The sequence below is a fragment of the Buttiauxella ferragutiae genome (assembly GCF_022637515.1).
Classification (GTDB): domain Bacteria; phylum Pseudomonadota; class Gammaproteobacteria; order Enterobacterales; family Enterobacteriaceae; genus Buttiauxella; species Buttiauxella ferragutiae.
In genome coordinates, this window is the sequence record NZ_CP093332.1 from 4778378 (window position 1) to 4802733 (window position 24356).

A 24356-nucleotide genomic window follows, 5' to 3' on the forward strand; every position below is an offset into this window, starting at 1 on the left:
CACCCTCACCCCGGCCCTCTCCCCAGGGAGAGGGAGAAAACCGATCGGGTTAGGGTGAGAGGTATTATTCGTTAGCTCGGCTGCTTCTTCGCAGCGCGCTTGGCTTTAGTAGCGGCGGCTATTTTACGAGTTTTGTCCGACTGCGTTTTTGGTTTCTTCGCTTTCGGCTCGGCTTTTGTGTCGGCGCTTTTCTCGGCTTTCGCTTTCTTCGGCTTGGCTGGCCCTTTCTCTTTACGGAAAGTGCTGTCTGGCTCGAAGTTCGTGCGTTTACCGCCCTGACGACGTTTTGGCCCGTTGCCGTTTGCGCCTTTTTTCGCTCGGTCTTTCTCAGTTTTACCCGCGCCACGAGGAACACGAGTGCTGGAAATCAGAGCAAAATCAATTTTACGCTCGTCCATGTGGACGGCTTCAACGCGCACTTCGACACGGTCACCCAGGCGATAAGTCTGACCACCGGATTCACCAATCAGGCGCTGCCCGATTTGGTCGAAACGGTAGTAGTCGTTATCGAGAGTGGAAACGTGTACCAGGCCATCGATAAACAGATCCGTCAGGCGTACAAAGAAGCCGAAGCCGGTAACGCTGGCGATGATGCCAGTAAAGGTATTACCGACCTGATCCTGCATAAAGTCGCATTTCAGCCAGTCGGCAACATCGCGCGTCGCTTCATCGGCGCGGCGTTCTGCCATGGAACAATGCTGGCCAAGCTGCAGCATTTCGTCCATCTCATAGTGCCAGCCACCAGACTCGGTGCTGTTGCCTTTATGACCCTGCTCTTTTGCCAGCAGATACTTAATCGCACGGTGCAGCAACAGATCCGGGTAACGACGAATCGGTGAAGTAAAGTGCGCGTAAGATTGCAGCGCCAGGCCGAAGTGACCACGGTTTTCTGGATCGTAAACGGCCTGTTTCATGGAACGCAGCAGCATGGTTTGCAGCATTTCATGATCCGGGCGATCGGCAATCGAGTTCAGCAATTCAGCATAATCACGCGGTTCTGGTTTCTGCCCGCCAGGCAGTTCCAGACCTAGTTCAGCCAGCACCGAACGGAATGACGTGATCGCCTCGTTAGTTGGACGATCGTGGTCACGGAACAGTGACGGTTCGTTGTTTTTCTCGACAAAGCGTGCCGCCGCGATATTCGCGAGGATCATGCACTCTTCGATAAGTTTATGCGCGTCGTTACGAACGGTTTGCTCAACGCGTTCAATACGGCGCTCGGCGTTGAAGATAAACTTCGCTTCTTCGCTTTCAAACGAGATGCCGCCACGCTGCGCACGGGAAACATCCAGCACTTTATACAGGTTATGCAGCTCTTCAATGTGCTTAACCAGCGGCGCATATTGCTCGCGCAGTTCCTGGTCGCCCTGCAACATGTGCCACACTTTGGTGTAGGTCAGACGCGCATGGGAGCTCATTACCGCTTCGTAGAATTTCGAACCGGTCAGACGGCCCGTCGAAGAGATGGTCATTTCACAGACCATACACAGACGGTCAACCTGTGGATTGAGCGAGCACAAGCCGTTGGACAGCACTTCCGGCAGCATCGGGATAACCTGCGATGGGAAGTAAACTGACGTGCCACGGTTACGAGCTTCTTTATCCAGCGCGGTTGGCGGGCGAACGTAATAGCTTACGTCGGCAATAGCGACATATAAACGCCAGCCGCCGCCACGTTTCTTCTCACAGAACACGGCATCATCGAAGTCACGCGCATCTTCACCATCGATGGTGACAAGCGGCAGGTCACGCAAATCCACGCGGCCAATTTTGGCTTCTTCCGGCACCTGTTCTTTAAGTGAAGCGACTTGTGCTTCGACTTCTGGCGGCCAGACGTATGGGATTTCATGGGTGCGCAGCGCCATATCGACAGCCATGCCGGTGCCCATGTTGTCGCCAAGAATCTCAACAATTTTACCTACAGCTTTGGTGCGGCGAGTTGGACGCTGAGTCAGTTCAACTACTACCACAAAGCCCATGCGTGCGCCCATTACCCCTTCTGGTGGGATAAGGATATCGAAGCTCAGGCGGCTGTCGTCTGGCACCACAAAACTAATACCGGCATCGGTAAAGTAGCGGCCAACGATTTGCCCGGTTCTTGGCTCAAGTACGCGCACAATACGCGCTTCGCGACGGCCTTTACGGTCGGCACCCAGCGGCTGCGCCAGCACGATGTCGCCATGCATGCACATTTTCATCTGCTCAGATGAAAGGTAGAGATCGTCTTTACGACCTTCTACGCGCAGGAAACCAAAACCATCGCGATGGCCAATGACTTTGCCTTTTAGCAAATCGAGACGTTCTGGCAGGGCGTAACACTGGCGGCGGGTAAAGACCAACTGTCCATCGCGTTCCATGGCTCGCAAACGGCGACGCAGCGCTTCAAGTTGTTCTTCACCGGTAATATTCAGTTCTTCAGCCAGTTCGTCACGATTGGCTGGTTTTTCACGTTTGGAGAGATGAGCGAGAATAAACTCCCGGCTTGGGATCGGGTTTTCGTATTTTTCGGCTTCTCGTTCCTGAAAAGGATCTTTTGACATTGCGGTTCCTCCGTTGTCATTTGCTGAGGAAATCGTGATTTATTCCACCAGCAATAATTTGTAGAGCGGTTGGTTTTGGTCCACCAAATCGGCCAGGGTGTGCTTATCCAGCTCTGTAAGAAAGCTTTGCACCGCCTGGGCCAGTGCCTGTTTCAGGCGACATGCGGGGGTAATATGACAAAACTCACTGCTACAGTTCACCAAAGAAAGCGGTTCCAGCTCGCGCACCACATCACCGACACGGATAGATACCGCCGGCTTGCCGAGGCGAATGCCACCGTTTTTGCCGCGCACTGCCGTCACATAGCCTGCGCGACTGAGTTGATTGATGATTTTCACCATATGATTACGTGATACACCATACACTTCTGTGACTTCAGAAATGCTCGTCATCTTGCCTTCAGGCAAAGACGCCATGTAAATCAAAGCACGTAAACCGTAATCAGTAAAACTCGTTAACTGCACATCAACCTCTAGGGTGGGAGGGGAAACGCTTTTCGCCATCAGGGCGATATATTGATGATAAACCAGCCATATGGTTGCCAGCTAATTTATTTAACGGGGAAGGTAGATAAAACGGCAGGATAAAGCAGTTGGGGCGTGCTATGCGCACACCCCATCACATCATTATGCGTCGAACGGATCGCGCAGAATCATGGTTTCAGAACGGTCCGGACCGGTAGAAATAATATCTACTGGTACTTCGGTCAGCTCTTCAATGCGTTTGATGTAGTTCAGTGCTGCCTGAGGCAAACCGCTACGCTCTTTCACGCCAAAGGTGGTTTCTGACCAGCCTGGCATGGTTTCGTAGATTGGCTCGATACCTTCCCAGTCGTCAGCAGCCATTGGAGTGGTAGTCACTTCACGGCCATCTGGCATACGGTAGCCTACGCACAGTTTAACTTCTTTCAAGCCGTCCAGTACGTCGAGCTTGGTCAGGCAGAAACCTGACAGGGAGTTAATCTGCACTGCGCGACGCACAGCAACGATGTCCAGCCAACCGGTACGACGACGACGGCCAGTGGTAGCACCATACTCGTTACCTTGTTTGCACAGGAACTCGCCGATATCATCAAACAGTTCTGTTGGGAACGGACCTGCGCCAACGCGAGTAGAGTACGCTTTGATAATACCCAGAACGTAATCAACATAACGTGGACCAATGCCGGAACCTGTTGCCACGCCACCCGCGGTGGTGTTGGAAGAGGTCACGTACGGATAGGTACCGTGGTCGATGTCCAGCAGTGTGCCTTGAGCACCTTCGAACATGATGAAGTCGCCGCGTTTACGTGCGCCGTCCAGCAGGTCGGACACGTCAACTACCATGCTGGTCAGAATGTCAGCAACTGCCATGACATCGTCCAGAACTTTCTGGTAATCAACCGCTTCAACTTTATAGAAGTTAACCAGCTGGAAGTTATGGTATTCCAGAACTTCTTTCAGTTTGTCTGCAAAGGTGGCTTTGTCGAACAAGTCGCCAACGCGCAGGCCACGACGGGCCACTTTGTCTTCATATGCAGGACCGATACCACGACCGGTAGTACCGATAGCTTTCGCACCACGAGCTTTCTCACGAGCCACATCCAGCGCAACGTGATAATCAAGGATCAGTGGACATGCTTCAGATAACAGCAGGCGCTCACGTACCGGAATCCCACGGTCTTCCAGCTCTTTCATCTCTTTCATCAGTGCAGCAGGAGACAGCACAACGCCATTACCGATGATGCTGGTAACGTTATCACGCAGAATACCTGATGGAATAAGATGAAGAACGGTTTTTTCACCGTTGATTACGAGAGTATGGCCTGCGTTGTGACCGCCCTGGTAGCGCACAACATATTTAGCCCGTTCAGTCAGAAGATCTACGATCTTTCCTTTACCTTCGTCACCCCATTGGGTGCCCAGTACGACGACGTTGTTACCCATTTTTCAAAATCACCGTTTGCTTAAAAAAGGATTCTACCATCGGTTTCTTCGATGATCAGCCCTTTTAGTATGCAAAATGGTAATCATCGCCCTCAATGTGACTCAACCACCGCTTCGACTCAACATGTAGTAGATAACAATACCTGCAACCACTAGACCACCACCAAAACGGCGCAGCGTATTGTCGGGAAGCTGAGTTAAAGCGGCAATCATTCGGCGCCACATACGCGGGTAAAGCATTGGCCCGAGTCCTTCGAGCACTAAAACTAACGCTAATGCCATCCAGATAGTCGAATTCATATTTCCCTCAAACACCAATAAAAAAAGAGCCGGTCAGACCGGCTCTTGTATAACTCGCGAAAATTAACGTGAACTGTTCGCTGGCGTTTTCATGTAGCGGAAGAAATCATTCTCCGGACTTAGCACCATCACGTCCTGACCAGAATTGAAGCTGGCCTCGTAAGCACGCAGGCTACGAATAAAGGCATAGAAGTCTGGATCCTGGCTAAATGCGTCTGCAAACAGTTTGGCAGCTTCAGCATCACCTTCACCACGGCTAATACGCCCCTGACGCTCAGCTTCTGCCAGAGTACGAGTGACTTCGTAGTCGGCGGTAGCACGCAGCTTCTCAGCTTCTTCCTGGCCTTGTGAACGGTGACGACGAGCAACGGCTTCACGCTCTGCACGCATACGGTTGTAGATTGCTTCAGAAACCTCTGCTGGCAGGTTGATCTGCTTGATACGCACATCGACCACTTCGATACCCAGAGCCGCCATACTGTTCGTGTTAACCACAGGCACTTTGCCATTGGTTTCTTGAGTCACACGCGCAGCCGCCGATGCAATCGCATCATCCGCAGCAGGCGTTGACACTTCATCGTCAGCCCCCGCAGAACCTGAGTTCAACGCATCACGAACATCCAGAGTCAGGCGACCACGGGAATCGGTCACGATGTCTTTCACATCAAGACGACCAATTTCAGAACGCAGACGGTCACTGAATTTACGTTTTAACAGCACTTCAGCTTGAGAAACATCACCACCACCGGTTGCCAGATAGTAGCGACTGAAATCACTGATACGCCATTTGATATAAGAATCAACGATCAGGTCTTTCTTCTCTTTGGTTACAAAGCGGTCGGCCTGGTTATCCATGGTCTGAATACGCGCATCAAGAGTTTTAACTGACTCGATAAACGGTACTTTGAAATGCAGACCTGGCTCGTAGACCACCGGCTTATTTTCATCATCACGCAACACCTTACCAAAGCGTAACGTAATCCCGCGCTCACCTTCTTGTACCACGAAGACCGAGGTAAACAGCACCACCAGCACGATGATAATTAAAGCAATGACTGACTTACGCATCGTTATTCACTCCCTACGCGCTGGTTATCAGTGCGCTGCGCGTTCACGCGGCGCTGATCCATGATATCGCCCTGACTAGTTGAGGACGGTGTGCTGGCGCTACCGCTGCTAGAGCCGGATGCAGGTGGCAAACGCAACAGATTATTCGCGCCACTGCTGTCACTCTTTGCTGCAGGCTGAGAGCCACCTTTCAGCATCTGATCCAGAGGCAGAACCATCAAGTTGCCGCCTTTGTCGTTAACCAGAACTTTACGAGTATGGCTAAGCACTTTTTCCATGGTTTCGATATACAGACGCTCACGGGTGATTTCCGGTGCGGCTTTGTACTCTGGCAACAGCTTCGCAAAGCGTGCAACTTCACCCTGCGCTTCTAACACTGTCTGTGTTTTATAAGCGCGAGCTTCTTCGAGAATACGCTGCGCCTGGCCGTTAGCACGCGGCTGAACTTCGTTGGTATAAGCTTCAGCTTCACGGATGTATTGCTGTTCGTTTTCACGCGCAGAAATCGCGTCATCAAACGCAGCTTTTACTTCTTCCGGTGGACGAGCTGTCTGGAAGTTAACGTCCAGTAAGGTGATACCCATGTTGTACGGACGAATGGTTTCTTCCAGTTCACGCTGAGTATCATTACGAATAATGGTACGACCCTCGGTGAGGATCTTATCCATGGTGTATTTACCAATAACACCACGCAGTGCGCTGTCGGTTGCCTGACGCAAGCTGTCGTCTGCACTGGTTACGCTATACAGATAGCGACGCGGATCGGTCACGCGATACTGGACGTTCATTTCGACGCGAACCACGTTCTCGTCAGAGGTCAGCATCACACCAGAAGCCGCCAATTCGCGAACTGCTTCAACGTTTACCGCAGTGACTTTATCAATAAATGTTGGTTTCCAGTTCAGACCTGGCTCAACCAAATGGCTGAATTGACCAAAACGAGTCACCACACCACGTTCAGCTTCTTTGATGGTATAGAACCCAGTAGCAGCCCAAATAACCACGGCTACGGCAGCAACAATGCCGACCATACGACCACCGATGTGTGGACGCGGAAGCTGTGAAGAACCGCCGCCGGTACCGCCACCACCACCGCTTTTACCGCCACCAAGGCCGCCGAGTTTTTTGCTTAATTTCCGGAAGATATCATCAAGATCAGGAGGCCCCTGATCCCGCCCTCCTTTATTACCCCCAGAGTCGCCGCCTGGTTTGCTGCTTCCCCACGGGTCGCGGTCCTGTCCGTTATTACCGGGCTGATTCCACGCCATGTTTATGCTCCATATTTGTTGTGCGGTGATATCCCCCTAAGGGGAAAAAGTCTTCAGGACAGTCCCTTGACTTGCTAAACGATGTAGTCAACGAGTGCCGGTTCTTGTTTACAGAGGCGACGCCAGTCAACAATAGGCATACGAATTTGTAAGCCAACACTGCCGTCCTCCTCCATCCACTCTTTTTCGATTGCCTGAAGCTGATAAAAACGGCTTCGCAGTCGCCCAGCCTGGGGGGGCAAGCACAACGTATGCTGTGCAATTTCACCAGATAAACGCTCAGTCAAAGCCTGGAAAAGCAGTGGAACGCCATCACCGGTCTGGGCAGAAAGCCAGACCCGTATCGGCATATTTTCATCATCTCTGTCGATACGAGGAACAAAGTCGTCCAACATATCTATCTTATTCATCACCATTAGCGCAGGAATTTCATTAGCCTCAATCTCTTCGAGAACGGTATCAACCGCGGCAATGTTTTCCTCGATCCTGAGATCACTTGCGTCAATCACATGTAATAACAATGTCGCCTGACGAGTTTCCTGCAGGGTTGCTTTAAATGCTGCCACTAAGTCATGTGGCAGGTGACGAATAAATCCTACTGTATCCGCCAGGATCGTTTCACCCACATCGGCGACGTTAATACGACGCAATGTTGGATCCAGCGTAGCAAACAACTGATCTGCGGCATAAACATCTGCCGCTGTTATTTGGTTAAACAGGGTGGATTTGCCGGCGTTGGTGTAGCCCACCAGAGAAACGGTTGGGACATCAGCCTTGGCACGCGATCTTCGCCCTTGCTCACGCTGTTTTTCGACTCGTTCTAAGCGACCAAGGATCTGCATAATCCGATTGCGCAGTAAACGGCGGTCGGTTTCGAGCTGAGTTTCCCCAGGGCCTCGTGAACCTATCCCCCCTCCCTGACGCTCAAGGTGGGTCCAGCCGCGCACAAGGCGAGTTGCCATGTGACGTAACTGAGCCAGCTCAACCTGCAATTTACCTTCATGGGTACGCGCACGTTGAGCAAAAATATCTAAAATCAGGCCGGTTCTGTCGACGACACGACATTCACACAGCGCTTCGAGGTTACGCTCCTGAGCAGGAGACAACGCATGATCAAATAAAATGACCGATGCCCCAGTGGCTTTCACTGCATCGGCAATTTCAATTGCCTTACCTTCACCAACAAAATACTTCGGGTGAGGAGCTTTGCGGCTACCAGTAACCACCTGTAACGCTTCGACACCAGCTGAAGAGACCAGAGATTCAAACTCATCCAGATCTTCTTTGTTTTTGTCTTGCGTAAAATAGATGTGTACCAGCACCGCCTGCTCACCGGCATCATAACGGTCAAACAAGCGTATAACCTCTCAAAAAGACCAGCGGGGAACCCAGCATCCCTGGTTCCCCGGCTTGGAAAAACAACGTTATGCCTTATTCAGCGTCTTCGTTGTCTTGTTGTGGCGCAGAACCTTGCGCACTTCCACCATGGTGGTAGCTGCCAGAACCGCTAGTACCGGTGTTATTGCTGTGATGAGATACCGGACGAGACGGAACAACAGTTGAAATCGCGTGCTTATAGACCATCTGGCTAACCGTGTTTTTCAACAGGATCACAAACTGATCAAAAGACTCAATCTGACCTTGCAGCTTAATACCATTCACCAAATAAATAGAAACTGGAACACGTTCGCGACGCAGTGCGTTCAAGAACGGATCTTGTAATGATTGCCCCTTAGCCATTCTATCTTTTCCTTATATGCTTGTTGTTTGTAACTCAAGAGCCCTGAGGCTCTGAAAAACTGCGTAAGATACTGCGCACCATAACGATTCAATTGTACACATTCATTGATGCTTCGCACTAACTACCTGTACTACATCGTTGTAAGACTGGGACGGATTATCACTGTCTAACCAGTGAACACCTTCCCAACCTCTCAACCAGGTCATTTGACGCTTAGCCAATTGTCTCGTCGCGCAAATACCACGATAAACCATTTCATCATGAGGAATTTCACCCGCCAGATAAGACCACATCTGCCGGTAACCCACACAACGAATGGAAGGCATGTCCGTATGCAAATCACCACGGGCAAAAAGAGCCCGTACTTCAGCTTCAAATCCCGAAGCTAACATCTGATGAAAACGCTGCTCAATTCTTTGATGGAGCAGTTCACGGCTCGCCGGGGCGATGGCGAACTGATGCACCTGGTAAGGCAGAGCTTCTCCTGACGTTTGTGTCAGTTCCGTTAAAGTTTTACCCGAAATGAAAAAAACTTCCAGTGCCCGGGAAAGCCTTTGTGGATCATTTGGATGAATACGAGCAGCAGCAACCGGATCAACCAGTGCTAATTCACGGTGCAACGCATCCCATCCTTGCTCTGCTGCCTGTTTTTCTATCCGTTCCCGAACTTCAGGAGAGGCGGATGGCAACGGCGATAAACCTTCTAACAATGCCTTGAAGTAGAGCATCGTTCCCCCTACTAATAAGGGGATACGTCCTGCAGCGGTAATTTCCGCCATTTCAGCCAGTGCATCACGCCGGAAATCTGCGGCGGAATAAGCCTGTGCCGGGTCGAGAATATCAAGTAACCGATGCGGAGCCTGGGCGAGTTCTTCTGCCGTTGGCTTCGCGGTACCGATGTCCATCCCTTGATAGATAAGGGCCGAATCGACGCTTATCAACTCTACCGGCAACGTTTTACGCAAATTAATGGCTAACGCTGTCTTACCTGAGGCCGTCGGCCCCATCAAAAAAATTGCCTGTGGCAGGTTTTGCTTAACTTCAGTCATGTTTCAGGGCGTTCATCGCCAATTGTAAATCAACAGGTTGTAACAAACCGCCAGGTGGTGATTTCACCAGTTGCGGACAAAGACGCTCTACGTCAGCCAGCAGGGCAATTGCCTGTGACTGGTTCCATTGTTCATGAAAGCCGTCCATTTGACGAGCAAACCATTGAGCAATCTGTGTTGCGCTAACCTCTGTCTGTTGCGCCAGGTATCCTGGCAGTTCGTGAATCAAGATTTGTAAATTTTGTTTACGCAAAGGTAAAGGTACCGTGCGAATTGTTATCTGACGCGACTCCGCAACAAATTCGATGCCCATTTCCAGTAACAGTGATTGATTTTTCAGCAAAACATCCTGTTCTTCTTTGGTCACCTTCAACCGAACGGGTATCAACAACGGTTGGGCTCGAGCGCCTTCACTACCCGGCACGAGCTGCGCCATTCTCAACCAGCGCTCAGCTACGCTTAGTGAAAGCAGCATCAATTTGCCTTCGCGTTCCAGCAACGCCAGGTCCGGAGGAAGAACCGTCAGTACGCGGCCAAAACTTTGCGCATGTGCATCTAACGCCTCGAAAACTTCAGGCTCAGCAACACGACTCTCCACCGCAGATGCAGGTGTATTCAGTAACTCGCGGTACAACGCACCTTCTTTCTTCTGAAAACCGGGTGCAGCATGGGGCCACAATGGTGCGACTTTATTCACGCCCCCACCGCTATGCCCAGGGATATTTTCCCCAGAACTACGTGGTGCAACGTCACGATATGCCGCTTCGCGATGTGTCGTTGCCGGAGCAGGGGTCGCAAACTGATTCCGCCCCGATGCAACGCGGTTTTCAGGCTGCCAGCGAGGTTGTGGATCTTCCGCAGTCTCTTCCAACGGTAGACGATTTTCGCTCTGCTGTTGCAAAACGCTTAACACGCCCTGGTAGATAAAATCATGTACCAGGCGCGACTGATGAAAACGGACTTCATGCTTAGCGGGATGCACATTCACATCCACCTGATGCGGGTCAATTTCAAGATATAGCACAAATGCGGGTTGTTGCTCGGCCCCAAGCTTATCTTCACAGGCCTGGCGGATCGCATGGTTGATCAGGCGATCGCGCATCATGCGTCCATTCACATAACAGTATTGAATCTCAGCAAGCGCAGACGTGGTGGCAGACGGTTCAGCCACCCAGCCACGCAACGCCAAATCACCATGTTGCCATTCGATGGCCAACGCTTGTTCGAGGAATGCAGTACCGCAGATTGCCCCAAGGCGGCGTTCACGTGGTGCGCCTTCCGCTACAGCACGGTACTGACGTATCACTTTACCGTTATGGGTGAGATTAATTGACACATCGAAGCGCGCCAGCGCAATACGTCTGACGATTTCATCAATGTGATTAAATTCGGTTTTTTCGGTGCGCATAAATTTGCGCCGGGCAGGCGTGTTGTAGAACAGATCCAACACCTCGAGCGTGGTTCCAACAGGATGTGCGGCAGGTTTAACCGTCACATCTTGTTCGCGTCCTTCGGCATAAGCCTGCCACGCCTCGCTTTGTTCAGCAGTACGCGACGTTAACGTCAGCCGCGCAACTGAACTAATACTCGCCAGCGCTTCACCACGAAAACCAAGGCTAATAATGGCTTCAAGGTCATCAAGTGTAGCGATTTTACTGGTGGCATGACGAGCCAGCGCCAGCGCCAGCTCATCTTTTTTAATCCCGCAGCCATTGTCGCGAATGCGAATGAGCTTGGCACCACCACGTTCGATATCAATATCAATCCGCGTAGCACCCGCATCAAGGCTGTTCTCAACCAGTTCTTTCACCACCGACGCGGGGCGCTCTACCACTTCGCCAGCCGCAATCTGGTTGGCAAGTTGCGGCGGCAAAACCTGAATCGGCATGAAATATCCTTATTGAGTAATCGCGACCTGATCGACACCTGAGCCTGAGCGTGCGGTCTGAGAAGAGTCAGGTGCTGATTGTAGCGGATGCGTCAGGAAATAATCCTTTAACCCTTGATAAATAGCTTGGGCAATTTTTTGCTGATAATCATCGCTATCCAGCAGACGCTCTTCCGAATGGTTACTGATAAACCCGGTTTCCACCAACACAGAAGGAATATCTGGGGAACGTAACACCCCAAGGCTCGCATGCTCCGGACGGCGTTTATGTAACGCGCCTACCCGCTGCATCTGCGCCAGAACTTTGGTTGCCACATCATACCCGACGCGCTGAGAATGGCCGAATTGCAAATCCAGCACCGCCTGGCTGAGATAAGGATCCGCCTGGCTGTTGGCCAGCACATCGCCCGCGCCGCCAAGTAACTCGGATTGTTTTTCGTGTTGCTCAAGCCAGCCTGCCATTTCGCTATTTGCCCGGCGATTTGACAACACCCAGACAGAAGCCCCTGTTGCATCGCGATTTGGTGCGGCATCAGCATGAATCGACACCAGAATATTGGCGTTCTGCTTACGGGCGACATCTGAACGCCCCATCACTGAAATAAAATAGTCGCCATCGCGAGTGAGCACACCTTTAAACATGGAGTCGTCATTAAGCAACTCACGAAGTTTACGGGCGATAGAAATAGTGACGTTTTTCTCTTTGGTACCACCGGGGCCAATCGCGCCAGGATCTTGCCCACCGTGACCGGCATCAATGGCGACGACGATAGTATCGGATTGAGTGGTGGTGCGTTTCGCTCGTGCCGGATGCGTGACGGTATTCGAACTCATGGCACCGGTTACGGTTTGAGAACTAAAAGGATTTTTTGCCGGTTCAGCGGGACGTGTTACTGGCAACACTTCAACACGTTTCGCCACTACTGGTGGAGGTGGCGGCGGCGGCGGTGCATCGGCATTAATGGTAAATACCACCGTATAATTAGCGCCGTGCTGCTGTTTCACCGCTCGTGTTTTACCTGGCTGGGTGAGGTCCACCACCAGACGTAAAGAACCGCTATCTTTAGGTTGCCCGGATCGAATGCTTTTCACCAGATTATTGCCACTGAATAGCAGCGGCAAACCTCTAATAACACCGGTTTGCTTGATATCCAGAGCAACGCTTTTTTTATCATCCTGAGAAAAAGCATATTCAGGGTCACCAATAAAACTAAAGGTGATCCGCGCCTGCGAATCACCATTTGATACCTGAATATCTGCTAAATTTGCGGCGTTGACCTGTACAGTCAGTACCAGTAAACACACCGCCATCAACCAACTTTTTACGCGAGAGATCATCCCGTCATCCTTGTTATTTGGCCAACCGCGCCAGTAACGACTCACCAGATGAGGAAACTGCTTTCAGACACGCTTCGCGCCCGCAAGCCTGGTAACTTAGGTGGATTTCGACATCCGGTTCTGGAAGCACACCCTGACCTTGTTGCGGCCACTCCACCAGACTGATTGCATCATTGGTGAAATAGTCACGGATTCCCATAAACTCGAGTTCTTCTGGATCGGCAAGACGGTAAAGATCGAAGTGATACACCATCAAATCGCCGAGGGTGTACGGCTCCACCAACGTATAGGTTGGGCTTTTAACGTTCCCTTTATGGCCTAGCGCCTGTATAAAACCACGGCTAAATGTCGTTTTCCCCGCGCCCAGGTCACCATACAGATGAATAACGGTGGCACCTTCGCAGGCTTTAGCCAGACGGGCACCCAACTCTAATGTCGCAGCTTCATCAGGTAATGCGATAACTCGATTAATCATTTTCTTTGCTATTCAAATCCGGGTTAACAAAAGGGTACAACGTCGTTAATAAGTCGCTCGCTAACATGCCACGCGTGCCGTAGCGATGGGCTAACATGTCAGCAGCAGCACCATGAGCAACACAACCAGCGCAAGCAGCATCATACGGGGTTAACTTCTGTGCCAGCAACGCTCCGATAATTCCGGACAGCACATCCCCCATTCCACCACTGCCCATGCCAGCATTACCCACATCAATCATTGCGCACTCACCACTTTGGCTGGCCACAATCGTACCGGCACCTTTTAAGACCACAATTCCACCATAACGTTTTACCAGGCGGTCCGCGGAAAGTAAGCGGTCACTCTCAATTTGAGATACGGTACAATTTAATAACCTGGCGGCCTCTCCAGGATGTGGCGTAATCACGCGATTCTGACGTTTATCGGGATTGATTGCCAGAAGGTTAAGCGCATCGGCATCCCACAACATCGGTTTCTGACTGTTCTCTGCTTTTTGTAAGGCGCTTTTGCCCCACTCCTGCTGCCCTAAACCTGGGCCAATGACCACCACATCAGCCCACTCAAGAGATTCATCAAGCGTTTGTGCAGTCAGTTCCTGAACCATTAATTCCGGACGAGCAGTGAGCAATGGTACAACGTTCTCGATACGTGTCAGCACTCTGACTAAACCCGCCCCCGCCCGTAATGCGGCTTCACCCGCCATTCTAATCGCTCCGGCAGTACCGTAATCACCACCAATAACCACCAGCCGCCCGTTAGTGCCTTTGTGCGAAGTACGTTTCCGTGGCGGTAGCCAGCCGGATAATTGTGCGCTATCCACGCGAGAAATTGGCGCTGTCTGGCCTTGCAACCACTCTTCAAGACCAAGCGCATGAAAATGCAGTTTACCGACCACATCCCGAGCCTTTCCCGTTAGTAAGCCAGGTTTGAGAGCAATAAACGTCAGGGTATGGGAGGCATGTATCACTGCACCTGGTGTCGCCCCAGTTTCTGCGAGCAGGCCTGAAGGAATATCCAGCGCAATGACCGGTGCCGAATACTGATTACATTGTTCGATAAGCTGTACTGCAGCCTCACGCGGCACGCTATTCAGACCGGTTCCCAACACACCATCAATCACAAGGTCGATATCATCGGGCCAGACAGTATCCGCTGCGTGAATCACACCCGCGGCATTTAGCCAGGCATCGCGCGCTGTAGCAGCTTCTTCCGGTAAGGCTTTATCGCTTTCTAATGCCAGCAATGTCACGCGGATGCCAGCAGCCTGAGCAAGCCGAGCCACCACGTAACCATCGCCGCCGTTATTGCCATGCCCGCATGCAATCAACCAGTGGTGAGTTTGCGGGTACAGTTCACGGGCTAAATTAAACGCCGCCGCTCCCGCTCGTTGCATCAATTCATACAGCGTTAACCCTAAGCCATCCGCCGCCTGCTTTTCAGCGGTGCGCAGCCAGTCTGCTGACCAGACTGAATGTGGTATACTTTTAGCGGTTATTTTTAGGCTCAGGTCCGTCATGTCACAGCCCCTCGATCTCAATCAATTAGCGCAAAATATTAAACAGTGGGGGATCGAACTCGGCTTCCAGCAAGTTGGAATTTCCGATACCGATCTCACCTCCAGCGAGCCTGCGCTCCAGATGTGGCTGGATAAACAATACCACGGTGAGATGGACTGGATGGCTCGTCACGGCATGATGCGTGCCCGGCCTCACGAACTGCTCCCCGGCACTTTGCGTGTGATTAGCGTGCGCATGAACTATCTTCCGGCAAACGCAGCCTTCGCTTCAACGCTCAAAAACCCCAAAATTGGTTATATCAGCCGCTACGCGCTTGGACGTGACTACCACAAACTGCTGCGTAATCGGCTCAAAAAACTGGGTGAAATGATCCAGTCCCACTGTTCCACGCTGAATTTTAGACCTTTTGTGGATTCTGCGCCGATTCTTGAACGCCCGTTGGCAGAAAAAGCCGGTCTGGGTTGGACAGGTAAGCACTCACTTATCCTTAATCAGGAAGCCGGTTCATTCTTTTTCCTCGGCGAGCTGTTGGTCGATATCCCTCTTCCTGTTGATAAAGCTATCGAGGAACAGTGTGGGCGCTGTGTGGCTTGCATGACTATTTGTCCAACCGGCGCGATTGTGGAGCCATACACCGTGGATGCCAGGCGCTGCATCTCCTACCTCACCATTGAGCTTGAAGGCGCCATTCCCGAAGAGTTCAGACCATTAATCGGTAACCGCATCTATGGATGTGACGACTGCCAACTGATTTGCCCGTGGAATCGTTTTTCGCAACTCACCACAGAAGACGACTTTAGCCCGCGCCGTGCGTTACATGCACCACCGCTGGTTGAGTTATTCGCCTGGAGTGAAGAGTATTTCCTGCGGGTAACCGAAGGTTCGGCAATTCGGCGCATTGGACATTTGCGCTGGCTGCGAAATATTGCGGTAGCGATGGGTAATGCGCCATGGGATGAAGCCATTCTGGAAGCACTACAACAACGAAAAGGTGAGCACCCACTTCTTGACGAACACATCGACTGGGCGATTGCGCAACAATTAACCAGACGAAGCGCGAATGCAACGGAAGTCCAGTTACCGCAAAAACAGCGTCTGGTTCGAGTCATTGAAAAGGGGTTAAAACGTGATGCGTGAAATGTCCACAGGATGTGAATAAAAATTTGAAAGCCTTGCCCCACAAGCGATGTAAAATCTGCAAGCGATCGAGTTAACATTTTTAAACATTATAAAAATGAATTAAATCAATTAGTTAAACTAAAGATGTAAAAGTTAATAAATAATTAGCGATCGAAGGGAATAAAACTAAGCTGTGGATAAGTCTGTTCACAATAGTTTTTGAGGAACGTAAAAACCACCACCGACGCGACTTAGCGTTGTGGATAATTTGTACTGGATATTAGAATTTGGAGCGGGAAACGAGACTCGAACTCGCGACCCCGACCTTGGCAAGGTCGTGCTCTACCAACTGAGCTATTCCCGCTTGGGTGGTGCTGGCTGTAAAAGCCAAATCAAATTTTGGAGCGGGAAACGAGACTCGAACTCGCGACCCCGACCTTGGCAAGGTCGTGCTCTACCAACTGAGCTATTCCCGCTTGGGTGGTGCTGGCTGTAAAAAGCCTAATCAAATTTGGAGCGGGAAACGAGACTCGAACTCGCGACCCCGACCTTGGCAAGGTCGTGCTCTACCAACTGAGCTATTCCCGCTCTGTGTAACGCTGCAAATTCTGCATCGGTACGGGAGGCGCATTATACGAGAAATCGTTTTAGTCGCAAGCCCCTCAAAAGGTTTTTTTCACAAAATTAGTTTGAATGGCGATTTAAACGCCAAAATGATTAATATCTCAGCGATGGAGGAGTTTAGCTCCTCCCACACGCCTGTCAAAGCTTAATAAAATTCTCGCGATAGAATGCTAACTCAGCCACTGACTCACGAATATCGTCCATTGCCTGATGAGTGCCCTGCTTTTTGAAATCAGCCAGAATCTCAGGTTTCCAACGGCGCGCCAGCTCTTTGAGCGTACTGACATCCAGATAACGGTAGTGGAAGTAAGCTTCCAGCTCAGGCATATACTTAAACAGGAAACGACGATCCTGGCCGATACTGTTACCACAGATTGGCGAGCTATTCGCTGGCACCCAAAGCTTTAGGAACTCAAGTGTTGCCAGTTCAGCTGCGCGGTCATCCTGGGTACTCGCTTTGACACGCTCAACCAGGCCACTTCCAGTATGAGTACGCACATTCCAGTCATCCATCAGCGCCAGTTGCTCATCAGACTGATGAACAGCAATGGTTGGTCCTTCAGCGAGGATATTCAAATTGGCATCAGTAACCAGAGTGGCGATTTCAATTATGCGATCCCGCTCGGGGTCCAGGCCGGTCATTTCTAAATCAATCCAAATGAGATTGTTTTCATTTCCACTCATGCTATTTTCCACCCTTCTTGTGCGTAGCCCACCCTTGTCGATGGGTTAACTCGTATAAAATAGTGTGTATCATAGAGGTTTTGCCCACTACGGGCGACCAGGAGCCAGTAAGATTGAGCAAAAATAAACTCTCCAAAGGACAGCAGCGCCGGGTTTCAGCAAACCACCAGCGTCGGCTTAAACAGACTGTGGAGAAAGCCGATCCCGACGACTCTCAGTTTGGTGAACCGCGCGATGGCCGCGTGATAAGCCGTTTCGGCCAACATGCCGATGTTGAATCTCTCGGTGGTGAAATTCACCGCTGCAATATTCGTCGCACCATCCGTTCGCTGGTGACTGGCGACAACGTGGTCTGGCGCCCAGCTAAAGAAGCGGCTGCCGGTGTCACGATTAAAGGCATTGTAGATGCAGTACATGAGCGCACTACCGTCCTGACGCGCCCTGATTTCTACGACGGCGTAAAACCTATTGCCGCTAATATCGACCAAATCATCGTGGTTTCCGCGATCTTGCCGGAGCTGTCACTGAATATTATTGACCGTTATCTGGTGGCGTGCGAAACGCTCGATGTCGAACCATTGCTGGTACTGAACAAAACCGACCTGCTGGACGAAGCAGGCCTGAAGTTCGTCAATGAACAAATGGATATCTACCGCAAGATTGGTTATCGCGTTCTGTTCGTTTCCAGCCACAAAGTTGAAGGTCTGAAAGAGCTTGAAGAAGCGTTGATTGGCCGCGTCAGTATTTTTGCCGGGCAATCAGGTGTGGGCAAATCCAGCCTGCTCAACAACCTTCTCGGCTTTAAAGAAGTCCAGATTTTGGTTAATGACGTTTCGGACAACTCCGGTTTAGGTCAACACACCACCACCGCTTCACGTCTGTATCACTTCCCGGGCGGCGGTGATGTTATCGACTCCCCAGGCGTGCGTGAGTTTGGTTTGTGGCACTTAGAGCCGGATCAGGTCACTCATGGGTTTACTGAATTCCACGACTATTTAGGTCGTTGCAAATACCGTGACTGCAGCCACACCAACGATCCAGGCTGCGCACTGCGCGAAGCTGTTGAACGTGGGGAAATCGCAGAAACGCGTTTCGATAACTACCACCGCATACTGGAAAGTATGTCCGAGGTAAAATCGCGTAAAACCTTTTCCGATACTGACCGCTGACAATTAAGCTGGGCATCGCTAAAATCGCGCTCCTTTTTGTGTATGCCCGCTTACATGTGTACTTAGCCAGGAGGCTATCTTGTTAGACAATTTTAAACTTTCACTCCAGTACATCCTGCCTAAACTTTGGCTGACACGCCTGGCAGGCTGGGGTGCAAGCAAACGAGCAGGCTGGTTAACCAAACTGGTTATCGATCTGTTCGTCAAATACTACAAAGTCGACATGAAGGAAGCACAGAAGCCAGACACCGCCAGCTACCGCACCTTCAACGAATTCTTCGTTCGCCCACTGCGTGACGATGTTCGCCCAGTGAACACCGACCCTAATGTGCTGGTGATGCCAGCAGATGGCGTAGTCAGCCAGTTAGGCCCAATTGAAGAAGACAAAATCTTGCAGGCAAAAGGCCATAATTACAGCCTCGAAGCCCTGCTCGCCGGTAACTACTTAATGGCAGATTTGTTCCGTAACGGTAGCTTCGTTACGACTTATCTGTCACCACGTGACTACCACCGCGTTCACATGCCTTGTAACGGTATTTTGCGTGAGATGATTTACGTGCCGGGCGACTTGTTCTCTGTGAACCATTTAACCGCGCAAAACGTGCCGAATCTGTTTGCCCGTAACGAACGCGTTATCTGCCTGTTTGATACCGAATTTGGCCCGATGGCCCAAATTCTGGTGGGTGCCACCATTGTTGGCAGCATCGAAACAGTCTGGGCTGGCACCATCACACCACCGCGTGAAGGCGTTATCAAACGCTGGACATGGCCTGCGGGCGAAAGCGAAGGTTCTGTGGCGCTGTTAAAAGGCCAGGAAATGGGTCGCTTTAAACTAGGTTCAACGGTTATTAACTTGTTCGCACCGGGTAAAGTGAACCTGGTTGAACAGCTGCAAAGCCTGTCTGCGACCAAAATTGGTGAGCCGCTGGCAATCTCGACTGAACCGATGAGTGAACCAGAAATTCCGGTAAGCGAAATTCCCGAACCAGAAGTGGCAGCTGAAGCGGACACACCAGAGAACAAACCAGACATCTAATAACGCTATTATCTCCAGCCCTCACCATGAGGGCTGGTTCATAAATAAGGGACTGACGTGCGCCTGATAATCACATTACTGATCGGTTGCTGCCTCAGCCTCGGTGCCTACGCCGCAACGGCCCCCGACGCCAAACAAATCACCCAGGAACTGGAACAAGCCAAATCTGCGAAGGATAAACCAGGCAGTGCTGAAACTGTGGAAGCTCTACAGGCGGCCCTTAATGCGCTTGATGAACGCAAAGTCTCCCTGGAACGAGCCACACAATATCAACAAGTTATAGATAACTTCCCCAAGCTTTCAGACACCTTGCGTCGACAAATCAATAATCAGCACGATGAACCACAAAAAGTGCCTGATGGCCTGTCGACCGATGCGTTAAATCAGGAAATCCTGCAAGTCAGTAGTCAGTTGCTGGATAAAAGCCGTCTTGCGCAGCAAGAGCAGGAACGCACCCGAGAAATCACCGACTCACTCAGCCAGCTCCCGCAGCAGCAAACTGATGCTCGCCGCCAGTTAAACGACGTTGAGCGTCGGATGGGAACCTTGCCAGCCACCAGCACACCATTAACTCAGGCGCAGAACATCGCTTTGCAGGCTGAAGCTTCACGCCTGAAAGCGTTAGTCGATGAACTGGAACTGGCACAATTGTCAGCCAGTAATCGCCAGGAACTCGCTCGCCTGCGGGCCGAGCTGGCCCAAAAACAGAGCGCACAGCTGGATGCTTATCTTCAGGCATTGCGTAACCAACTGAATAACCAGCGCCAGCGTGAAGCAGAACAAGCGCTGGAAAGCACCGAACTGTTGGCCGAAAGCAGCGCCAACCTGCCGCCAGAGATCGTTGCCCAGTTTAATAATAACCGCCAACTATCTCAGGCATTGAATCAACAAGCTCAGCGTATGGATTTAGTGGCCTCGCAGCAACGCCAGGCCTCCAGCCAGACGGTGCAAGTGCGCCAGGCACTTAATACGCTGCGCGAGCAATCACAATGGCTGGGCGTTTCAAACGTCCTCGGCGAAGCGCTGCGTGCTCAAGTAGCCCGTTTGCCTGAAATGCCAAAACCTCAGCAAGTGGATACCGAACTCGGCCAGTTGCGTGTCCAGCGTTTGCATTACGAAGACCTGCTGAGTAAACAACAACAGCTTATGCAAACTCGCCAAACCAATGGTCAGCCGCTCACCAGCGAGCAAAATCGTATTCTGGAAGCGCAACTACGTACCCAGCGCGAACTGCTCAATTCTTTGCTGCAAGGTGGCGATAACCTCATCCTTGAACTGACCAAGCTGAAAGTGGCGAACAGCCAACTGGAAGATGCACTCAAAGAGGTCAACGTAGCCACACACCGTTACCTGTTCTGGACCTCAGACGTTAGTCCAATAGGATTCGCCTGGCCGGTTGAGTTAGTGCAGGATTTACGCCGTCTGGTTTCAATGGATACCTTCAGCCAACTCGGCAGCGCTACCATGATGATGCTGACCAGCAAGGAAACACTGTTGCCGCTGTTTGGTGCCTTGATCCTCGTCGGTTTCAGTATTAGTTCGCGCCGCCATTTCACCGCTTTCCTGGACCGCTCAAGCGCCAAAGTCGGTAAAGTGACGCAGGATCATTTCAGCTTAACCTTGCGCACCGTGTTCTGGTCGATTCTGGTGGCGCTCCCGCTGCCGGTGCTATGGGCAACGCTCGGTTTCGGGCTTCAGGCTGCGTGGCCGTATCCCCTCGCGGTGGCAATTGGTGATGGTGTAACCGCCACCGTTCCCTTGCTGTGGGCCGTGATGATTTGTGCCACGTTTGCGCGCCCTAACGGTTTGTTCATCGTGCATTTTGGCTGGCCGCAACAACGTGTGGCCCGCGCGATGCGTTACTACCTGATGAGTATCGGCCTGATCGTGCCACTGATTATGGCATTGATTATGTTTGATAATCTTAGCGATCGTGAATTCTCAGGCTCACTTGGGCGGCTGTGCTTTATTTTGATTTGTGGTGCGTTAGCGCTGGTGACCTTAAGCCTGAAACGTGCGGGTATACCGCTGTATCTGGATAAACAAGGCAATAGCGAAAACATCGCGAACACCGTGCTGTGGAACCTGCTGCTTGCCGCTCCATTAGTGGCAATTCTGGCGGCCGTGGTCGGTTACCTCGCGACCGCACAGGCCTTGCTTGCCAGGCTGGAAACCTCAGTCGCTATCTGGTTCCTGCTGCTGGTGGTCTACCATATCATCCGCCGCTGGATGCTGATTCAGCGTCGCCGCCTGGCGTTTGATCGTGCAAAACATCGCCGTGCTGAAATCCTCGCCCAGCGTGCGCGTGGCGAAGAAGAAACCACTCATAGCCTCAGCGCAGAAAGTTCTGCTGAAACCATCGAAGAACAGGAAATCGATCTGGATACCATCAGTGTGCAGTCACTGCGCCTGGTGCGGTCGATTCTGATGCTGATTGCACTGTTGTCGGTCATTGTATTGTGGTCAGAAATCCATTCCGCCTTTGGCTTCCTTGAGAACATCACCTTGTGGGATGTGACCTCAACCGTACAAGGCGTGGAAAGCCTTGAGCCGATTACGCTTGGTGCGGTGTTGATTGCGATTCTGGTGCTGATTATCACCATGCAGTTGGTGCGTAATTTTCCCGCACTGCTTGAACTCGCGCTGCTACAGCATCTGGATTTAGCCCCTGGTACTGGTTATGCGATTACTACCGTCACCAAATATCTGCTGTTACTGGTGGGGACGTTGGTCGGTTTCTCGATGATTGGTATCGAATGGTCGAAATTGCAGTGGCTGGTCGCCGCCCTCGGTGTGGGTTTAGGTTTTGGTTTACAGGAAATTTTTGCCAACTTTATCTCTGGCCTGATTATCTTGTTCGAAAAGCCGATTCGTATTGGCGATACCGTGACGATCCGCGATCTCACCGGTAGCGTCACCAAGATCAATACCCGTGCCACGACGATCAGCGACTGGGATCGTAAAGAGATCATCGTACCGAACAAGGCGTTTATCACCGAGCAGTTCATCAACTGGTCGCTGTCGGATTCGGTAACGCGTGTGGTGTTAACCGTTCCAGCCCCGTCGGATGCGAACAGCGAAGAAGTGACGAGGGTGCTGTTACAGGCAGCTGAGCGTTGTTCACTGGTGATTGATAACCCAGCGCCAGAAGCATTCCTGGTGGATTTACAGGCGGGTATTCAGATTTTTGAGCTGCGTATTTATGCCGCTGAGATGAACCACCGTATGCCACTACGTCACGAGATTCATCAGTTGATTCTGCAAGGGTTCCGCGAACACGGAATCGAGCTACCGTTCCCACCATTCCAGATGCGTCTGGATACTTTAGGCGGGCAACGTAGCAGTAAAACGCTGACATCTTCGGGGAAAGCAGGCAGGACGCCGGGGAGTTTGTAAGCAAGGTCGCCCTCATCCCAGCCTTCTCCCCCAGGAGAAGGAGAAAACCGGTGCATCCCTCAGGGTGAGAACACCAGACTATCCCCTCTCCCTCAGGGAGAGGGCCAGGGTGAGGGTGGTTTAAGCGCGATCTACCGGAAACGCCAGCACATCGGCCAGGCTTTCAGCCTTCAGAGCCAACATAATCAAACGATCCACACCTAACGCCACGCCTGAGCAATCTGGCAAACCTGCCTTCAACGCTTCCAACAAATTCACATCAATTGGTTGCTGCGGCAAGCCGCGAGCGGCACGTTTACGGTTATCCTGCTCGAAACGCTGCTGCTGCTCACGCGCATCGGTTAATTCGTGGAAACCATTCGCCAGCTCAATACCTCGGAAGTAAACCTCAAAGCGCTCAGCTACACGATGGTCTTCGGTGCTGATCTGTGCAAGAGCGGCCTGGCTTGCCGGGAAGTGGTACACAAACGTCGGTTTATCTTTACCAATATGCGGCTCGACACCCATGCTGAAAAGCAGTTGCAGCAAGGTGTCACGGTCTTCTTCCTGATCGGCAATGTTGCTTAAATCGAGTTTTCTCGCCACTTCGCGCAGCTGGGTTTTGTCCGCAGAAAGCGGGTCAATTTCCAGGTGGCGTTGGAAAGCCTGCTGATAAGAGAGCGTTTCTGCCGCATCAGTTTCCAGAACCTGTTGCAGTAAATCATCCACTTCATTCATCAGACGATACATATCGTAGCAAGGGCGGTACCACTCCAGCATGGTGAATTCTGGATTATGGTGGCGACCCATTTCTTCGTTACGGAAACTGCGGCACAACTGGAATACCGGGCCAATGCCCGCCGCCAGCAGGCGTTTCATGTGATATTCCGGGCTGGTCATCAGGTACAAATTGACGCCCTGAGCGTGGCCTGGGCCAACAAAACGGGTTTCAAACGGGAACAGGTTAATATCTGTAACCGTTGCCTGGCTCATGCAGGGTGTTTCCACCTCCAGTACACCGCGATCGGCAAAAAAACGCCGAATAACCGCCATGATCGCGGCGCGTTTCAACAGGTTGGGGATGGATGCGCTCGGCTGCCAAGTGGCCGTTTCGCTCATGGTGGAATCTCCGTATACAAACAAGGCGGAGAAGTCTACTCGCAACACTCCAGGGAGACAAATTTTGCCTGGTAAATTTTCATCAGCCTACGAACCGATTTGGCAGTAAAAATTTGA

The 24356-nt window shown here is 51.5% G+C and carries 19 protein-coding genes and 3 tRNA genes; 4 read left to right on the plus strand and 18 right to left on the minus strand.

The window, feature by feature from the left end; genetic code table 11:
- Nucleotides 1-71: 71 nt before the first annotated feature.
- The 13 genes from rnr to nnr all read right to left on the minus strand — a co-directional run bounded on the left by rnr (nt 72) and on the right by nnr (nt 15112).
- Nucleotides 72-2540 (minus strand): ribonuclease R, encoded by a 2469-nt coding sequence (rnr, locus tag MNO13_RS22070; protein WP_133522963.1) that lies wholly within the window; start codon nt 2538-2540, stop codon nt 72-74.
- 39 nt (nt 2541-2579) lie between these two features.
- The gene (gene nsrR / locus MNO13_RS22075; RefSeq protein ID WP_034492795.1) at nt 2580-3005 is read right to left on the minus strand and encodes a nitric oxide-sensing transcriptional repressor NsrR; all 426 of its coding nucleotides are present in this window, start codon (nt 3003-3005) and stop codon (nt 2580-2582) included.
- Between the two features lie 162 nt (nt 3006-3167).
- Nucleotides 3168-4466 carry an adenylosuccinate synthase gene (locus MNO13_RS22080; RefSeq protein WP_064540740.1) on the minus strand — a complete coding sequence of 433 codons (1299 nt, stop codon included), beginning with the start codon at nt 4464-4466 and terminating at the stop codon, nt 3168-3170.
- Nucleotides 4467-4568: 102 nt separating this feature from the next.
- The gene (locus tag MNO13_RS22085; protein WP_064540742.1) at nt 4569-4766 is read right to left on the minus strand and encodes a DUF2065 domain-containing protein; all 198 of its coding nucleotides are present in this window, start codon (nt 4764-4766) and stop codon (nt 4569-4571) included.
- Nucleotides 4767-4829: 63 nt separating this feature from the next.
- Entirely contained in the window at nt 4830-5834 is a 1005-nt protein-coding gene (hflC, locus tag MNO13_RS22090) for a protease modulator HflC (RefSeq protein ID WP_064540746.1), read from the minus strand.
- Between the two features lie 2 nt (nt 5835-5836).
- Nucleotides 5837-7102, minus strand: a complete 1266-nt coding sequence (gene hflK / locus MNO13_RS22095) for an FtsH protease activity modulator HflK (protein WP_064540749.1) — start codon at nt 7100-7102, stop codon at nt 5837-5839.
- Nucleotides 7103-7176: 74 nt separating this feature from the next.
- Nucleotides 7177-8457 carry a ribosome rescue GTPase HflX gene (gene hflX / locus MNO13_RS22100; RefSeq protein ID WP_064540752.1) on the minus strand — a complete coding sequence of 427 codons (1281 nt, stop codon included), beginning with the start codon at nt 8455-8457 and terminating at the stop codon, nt 7177-7179.
- Between the two features lie 76 nt (nt 8458-8533).
- The gene (gene hfq / locus MNO13_RS22105; RefSeq protein WP_034461169.1) at nt 8534-8842 is read right to left on the minus strand and encodes an RNA chaperone Hfq; all 309 of its coding nucleotides are present in this window, start codon (nt 8840-8842) and stop codon (nt 8534-8536) included.
- A 102-nt stretch (nt 8843-8944) separates the two neighbouring features.
- A complete protein-coding gene (gene miaA / locus MNO13_RS22110) occupies nt 8945-9892 on the minus strand; it encodes a tRNA (adenosine(37)-N6)-dimethylallyltransferase MiaA (protein ID WP_064540755.1) in 948 nt (315 codons plus the stop codon).
- The gene (mutL, locus tag MNO13_RS22115) at nt 9885-11780 is read right to left on the minus strand and encodes a DNA mismatch repair endonuclease MutL (protein WP_241939322.1); all 1896 of its coding nucleotides are present in this window, start codon (nt 11778-11780) and stop codon (nt 9885-9887) included. Before mutL ends, miaA begins: the two co-directional genes overlap by 8 nt.
- A 9-nt stretch (nt 11781-11789) precedes the next feature.
- Nucleotides 11790-13118, minus strand: a complete 1329-nt coding sequence (amiB, locus tag MNO13_RS22120) for an N-acetylmuramoyl-L-alanine amidase AmiB (protein WP_064540759.1) — start codon at nt 13116-13118, stop codon at nt 11790-11792.
- 13 nt (nt 13119-13131) lie between these two features.
- Nucleotides 13132-13593 (minus strand): tRNA (adenosine(37)-N6)-threonylcarbamoyltransferase complex ATPase subunit type 1 TsaE, encoded by a 462-nt coding sequence (gene tsaE, locus MNO13_RS22125; RefSeq protein WP_064540762.1) that lies wholly within the window; start codon nt 13591-13593, stop codon nt 13132-13134.
- A complete protein-coding gene (gene nnr / locus MNO13_RS22130; protein ID WP_241939323.1) occupies nt 13586-15112 on the minus strand; it encodes a bifunctional ADP-dependent NAD(P)H-hydrate dehydratase/NAD(P)H-hydrate epimerase in 1527 nt (508 codons plus the stop codon). The genes tsaE and nnr overlap by 8 nt, the downstream gene beginning before the upstream one ends.
- On the opposite strand from nnr, the gene queG reads away from it, so the two are divergent.
- Entirely contained in the window at nt 15111-16250 is a 1140-nt protein-coding gene (gene queG, locus MNO13_RS22135) for a tRNA epoxyqueuosine(34) reductase QueG (RefSeq protein WP_241939324.1), read from the plus strand. The two genes, nnr and queG, sit on opposite strands and share 2 nt — an antisense overlap.
- 270 nt (nt 16251-16520) lie before the next feature.
- Here queG and MNO13_RS22140 read toward each other — a convergent pair.
- From MNO13_RS22140 to orn, 4 genes are all read right to left on the minus strand, one after another.
- Nucleotides 16521-16596, minus strand: a tRNA-Gly gene (locus tag MNO13_RS22140).
- A 36-nt stretch (nt 16597-16632) separates the two neighbouring features.
- Nucleotides 16633-16708: transfer RNA gene (locus tag MNO13_RS22145), tRNA-Gly, on the minus strand.
- A 36-nt stretch (nt 16709-16744) separates the two neighbouring features.
- A tRNA-Gly gene (locus MNO13_RS22150) sits at nt 16745-16820 on the minus strand.
- 174 nt (nt 16821-16994) lie between these two features.
- Entirely contained in the window at nt 16995-17540 is a 546-nt protein-coding gene (orn, locus tag MNO13_RS22155) for an oligoribonuclease (protein ID WP_064540773.1), read from the minus strand.
- Between the two features lie 113 nt (nt 17541-17653).
- Between orn and rsgA the strand changes: the two genes are divergently transcribed.
- The 3 genes from rsgA (at nt 17654) to mscM (ending at nt 23141) form a co-directional block, all read left to right on the plus strand.
- The gene (gene rsgA, locus MNO13_RS22160; RefSeq protein ID WP_064540777.1) at nt 17654-18709 is read left to right on the plus strand and encodes a small ribosomal subunit biogenesis GTPase RsgA; all 1056 of its coding nucleotides are present in this window, start codon (nt 17654-17656) and stop codon (nt 18707-18709) included.
- A 79-nt stretch (nt 18710-18788) separates the two neighbouring features.
- On the plus strand, nt 18789-19745 hold the full coding sequence (asd, locus tag MNO13_RS22165) for an archaetidylserine decarboxylase (RefSeq protein ID WP_121814471.1): 957 nt from the start codon (nt 18789-18791) through the stop codon (nt 19743-19745).
- Between the two features lie 57 nt (nt 19746-19802).
- Nucleotides 19803-23141 (plus strand): miniconductance mechanosensitive channel MscM, encoded by a 3339-nt coding sequence (gene mscM, locus MNO13_RS22170; RefSeq protein ID WP_064540784.1) that lies wholly within the window; start codon nt 19803-19805, stop codon nt 23139-23141.
- A gap of 120 nt (nt 23142-23261) precedes the next feature.
- Here mscM and epmA read toward each other — a convergent pair whose 3' ends face one another.
- Nucleotides 23262-24239 carry an elongation factor P--(R)-beta-lysine ligase gene (gene epmA, locus MNO13_RS22175; protein ID WP_064540787.1) on the minus strand — a complete coding sequence of 326 codons (978 nt, stop codon included), beginning with the start codon at nt 24237-24239 and terminating at the stop codon, nt 23262-23264.
- Nucleotides 24240-24356 lie beyond the last annotated feature (117 nt).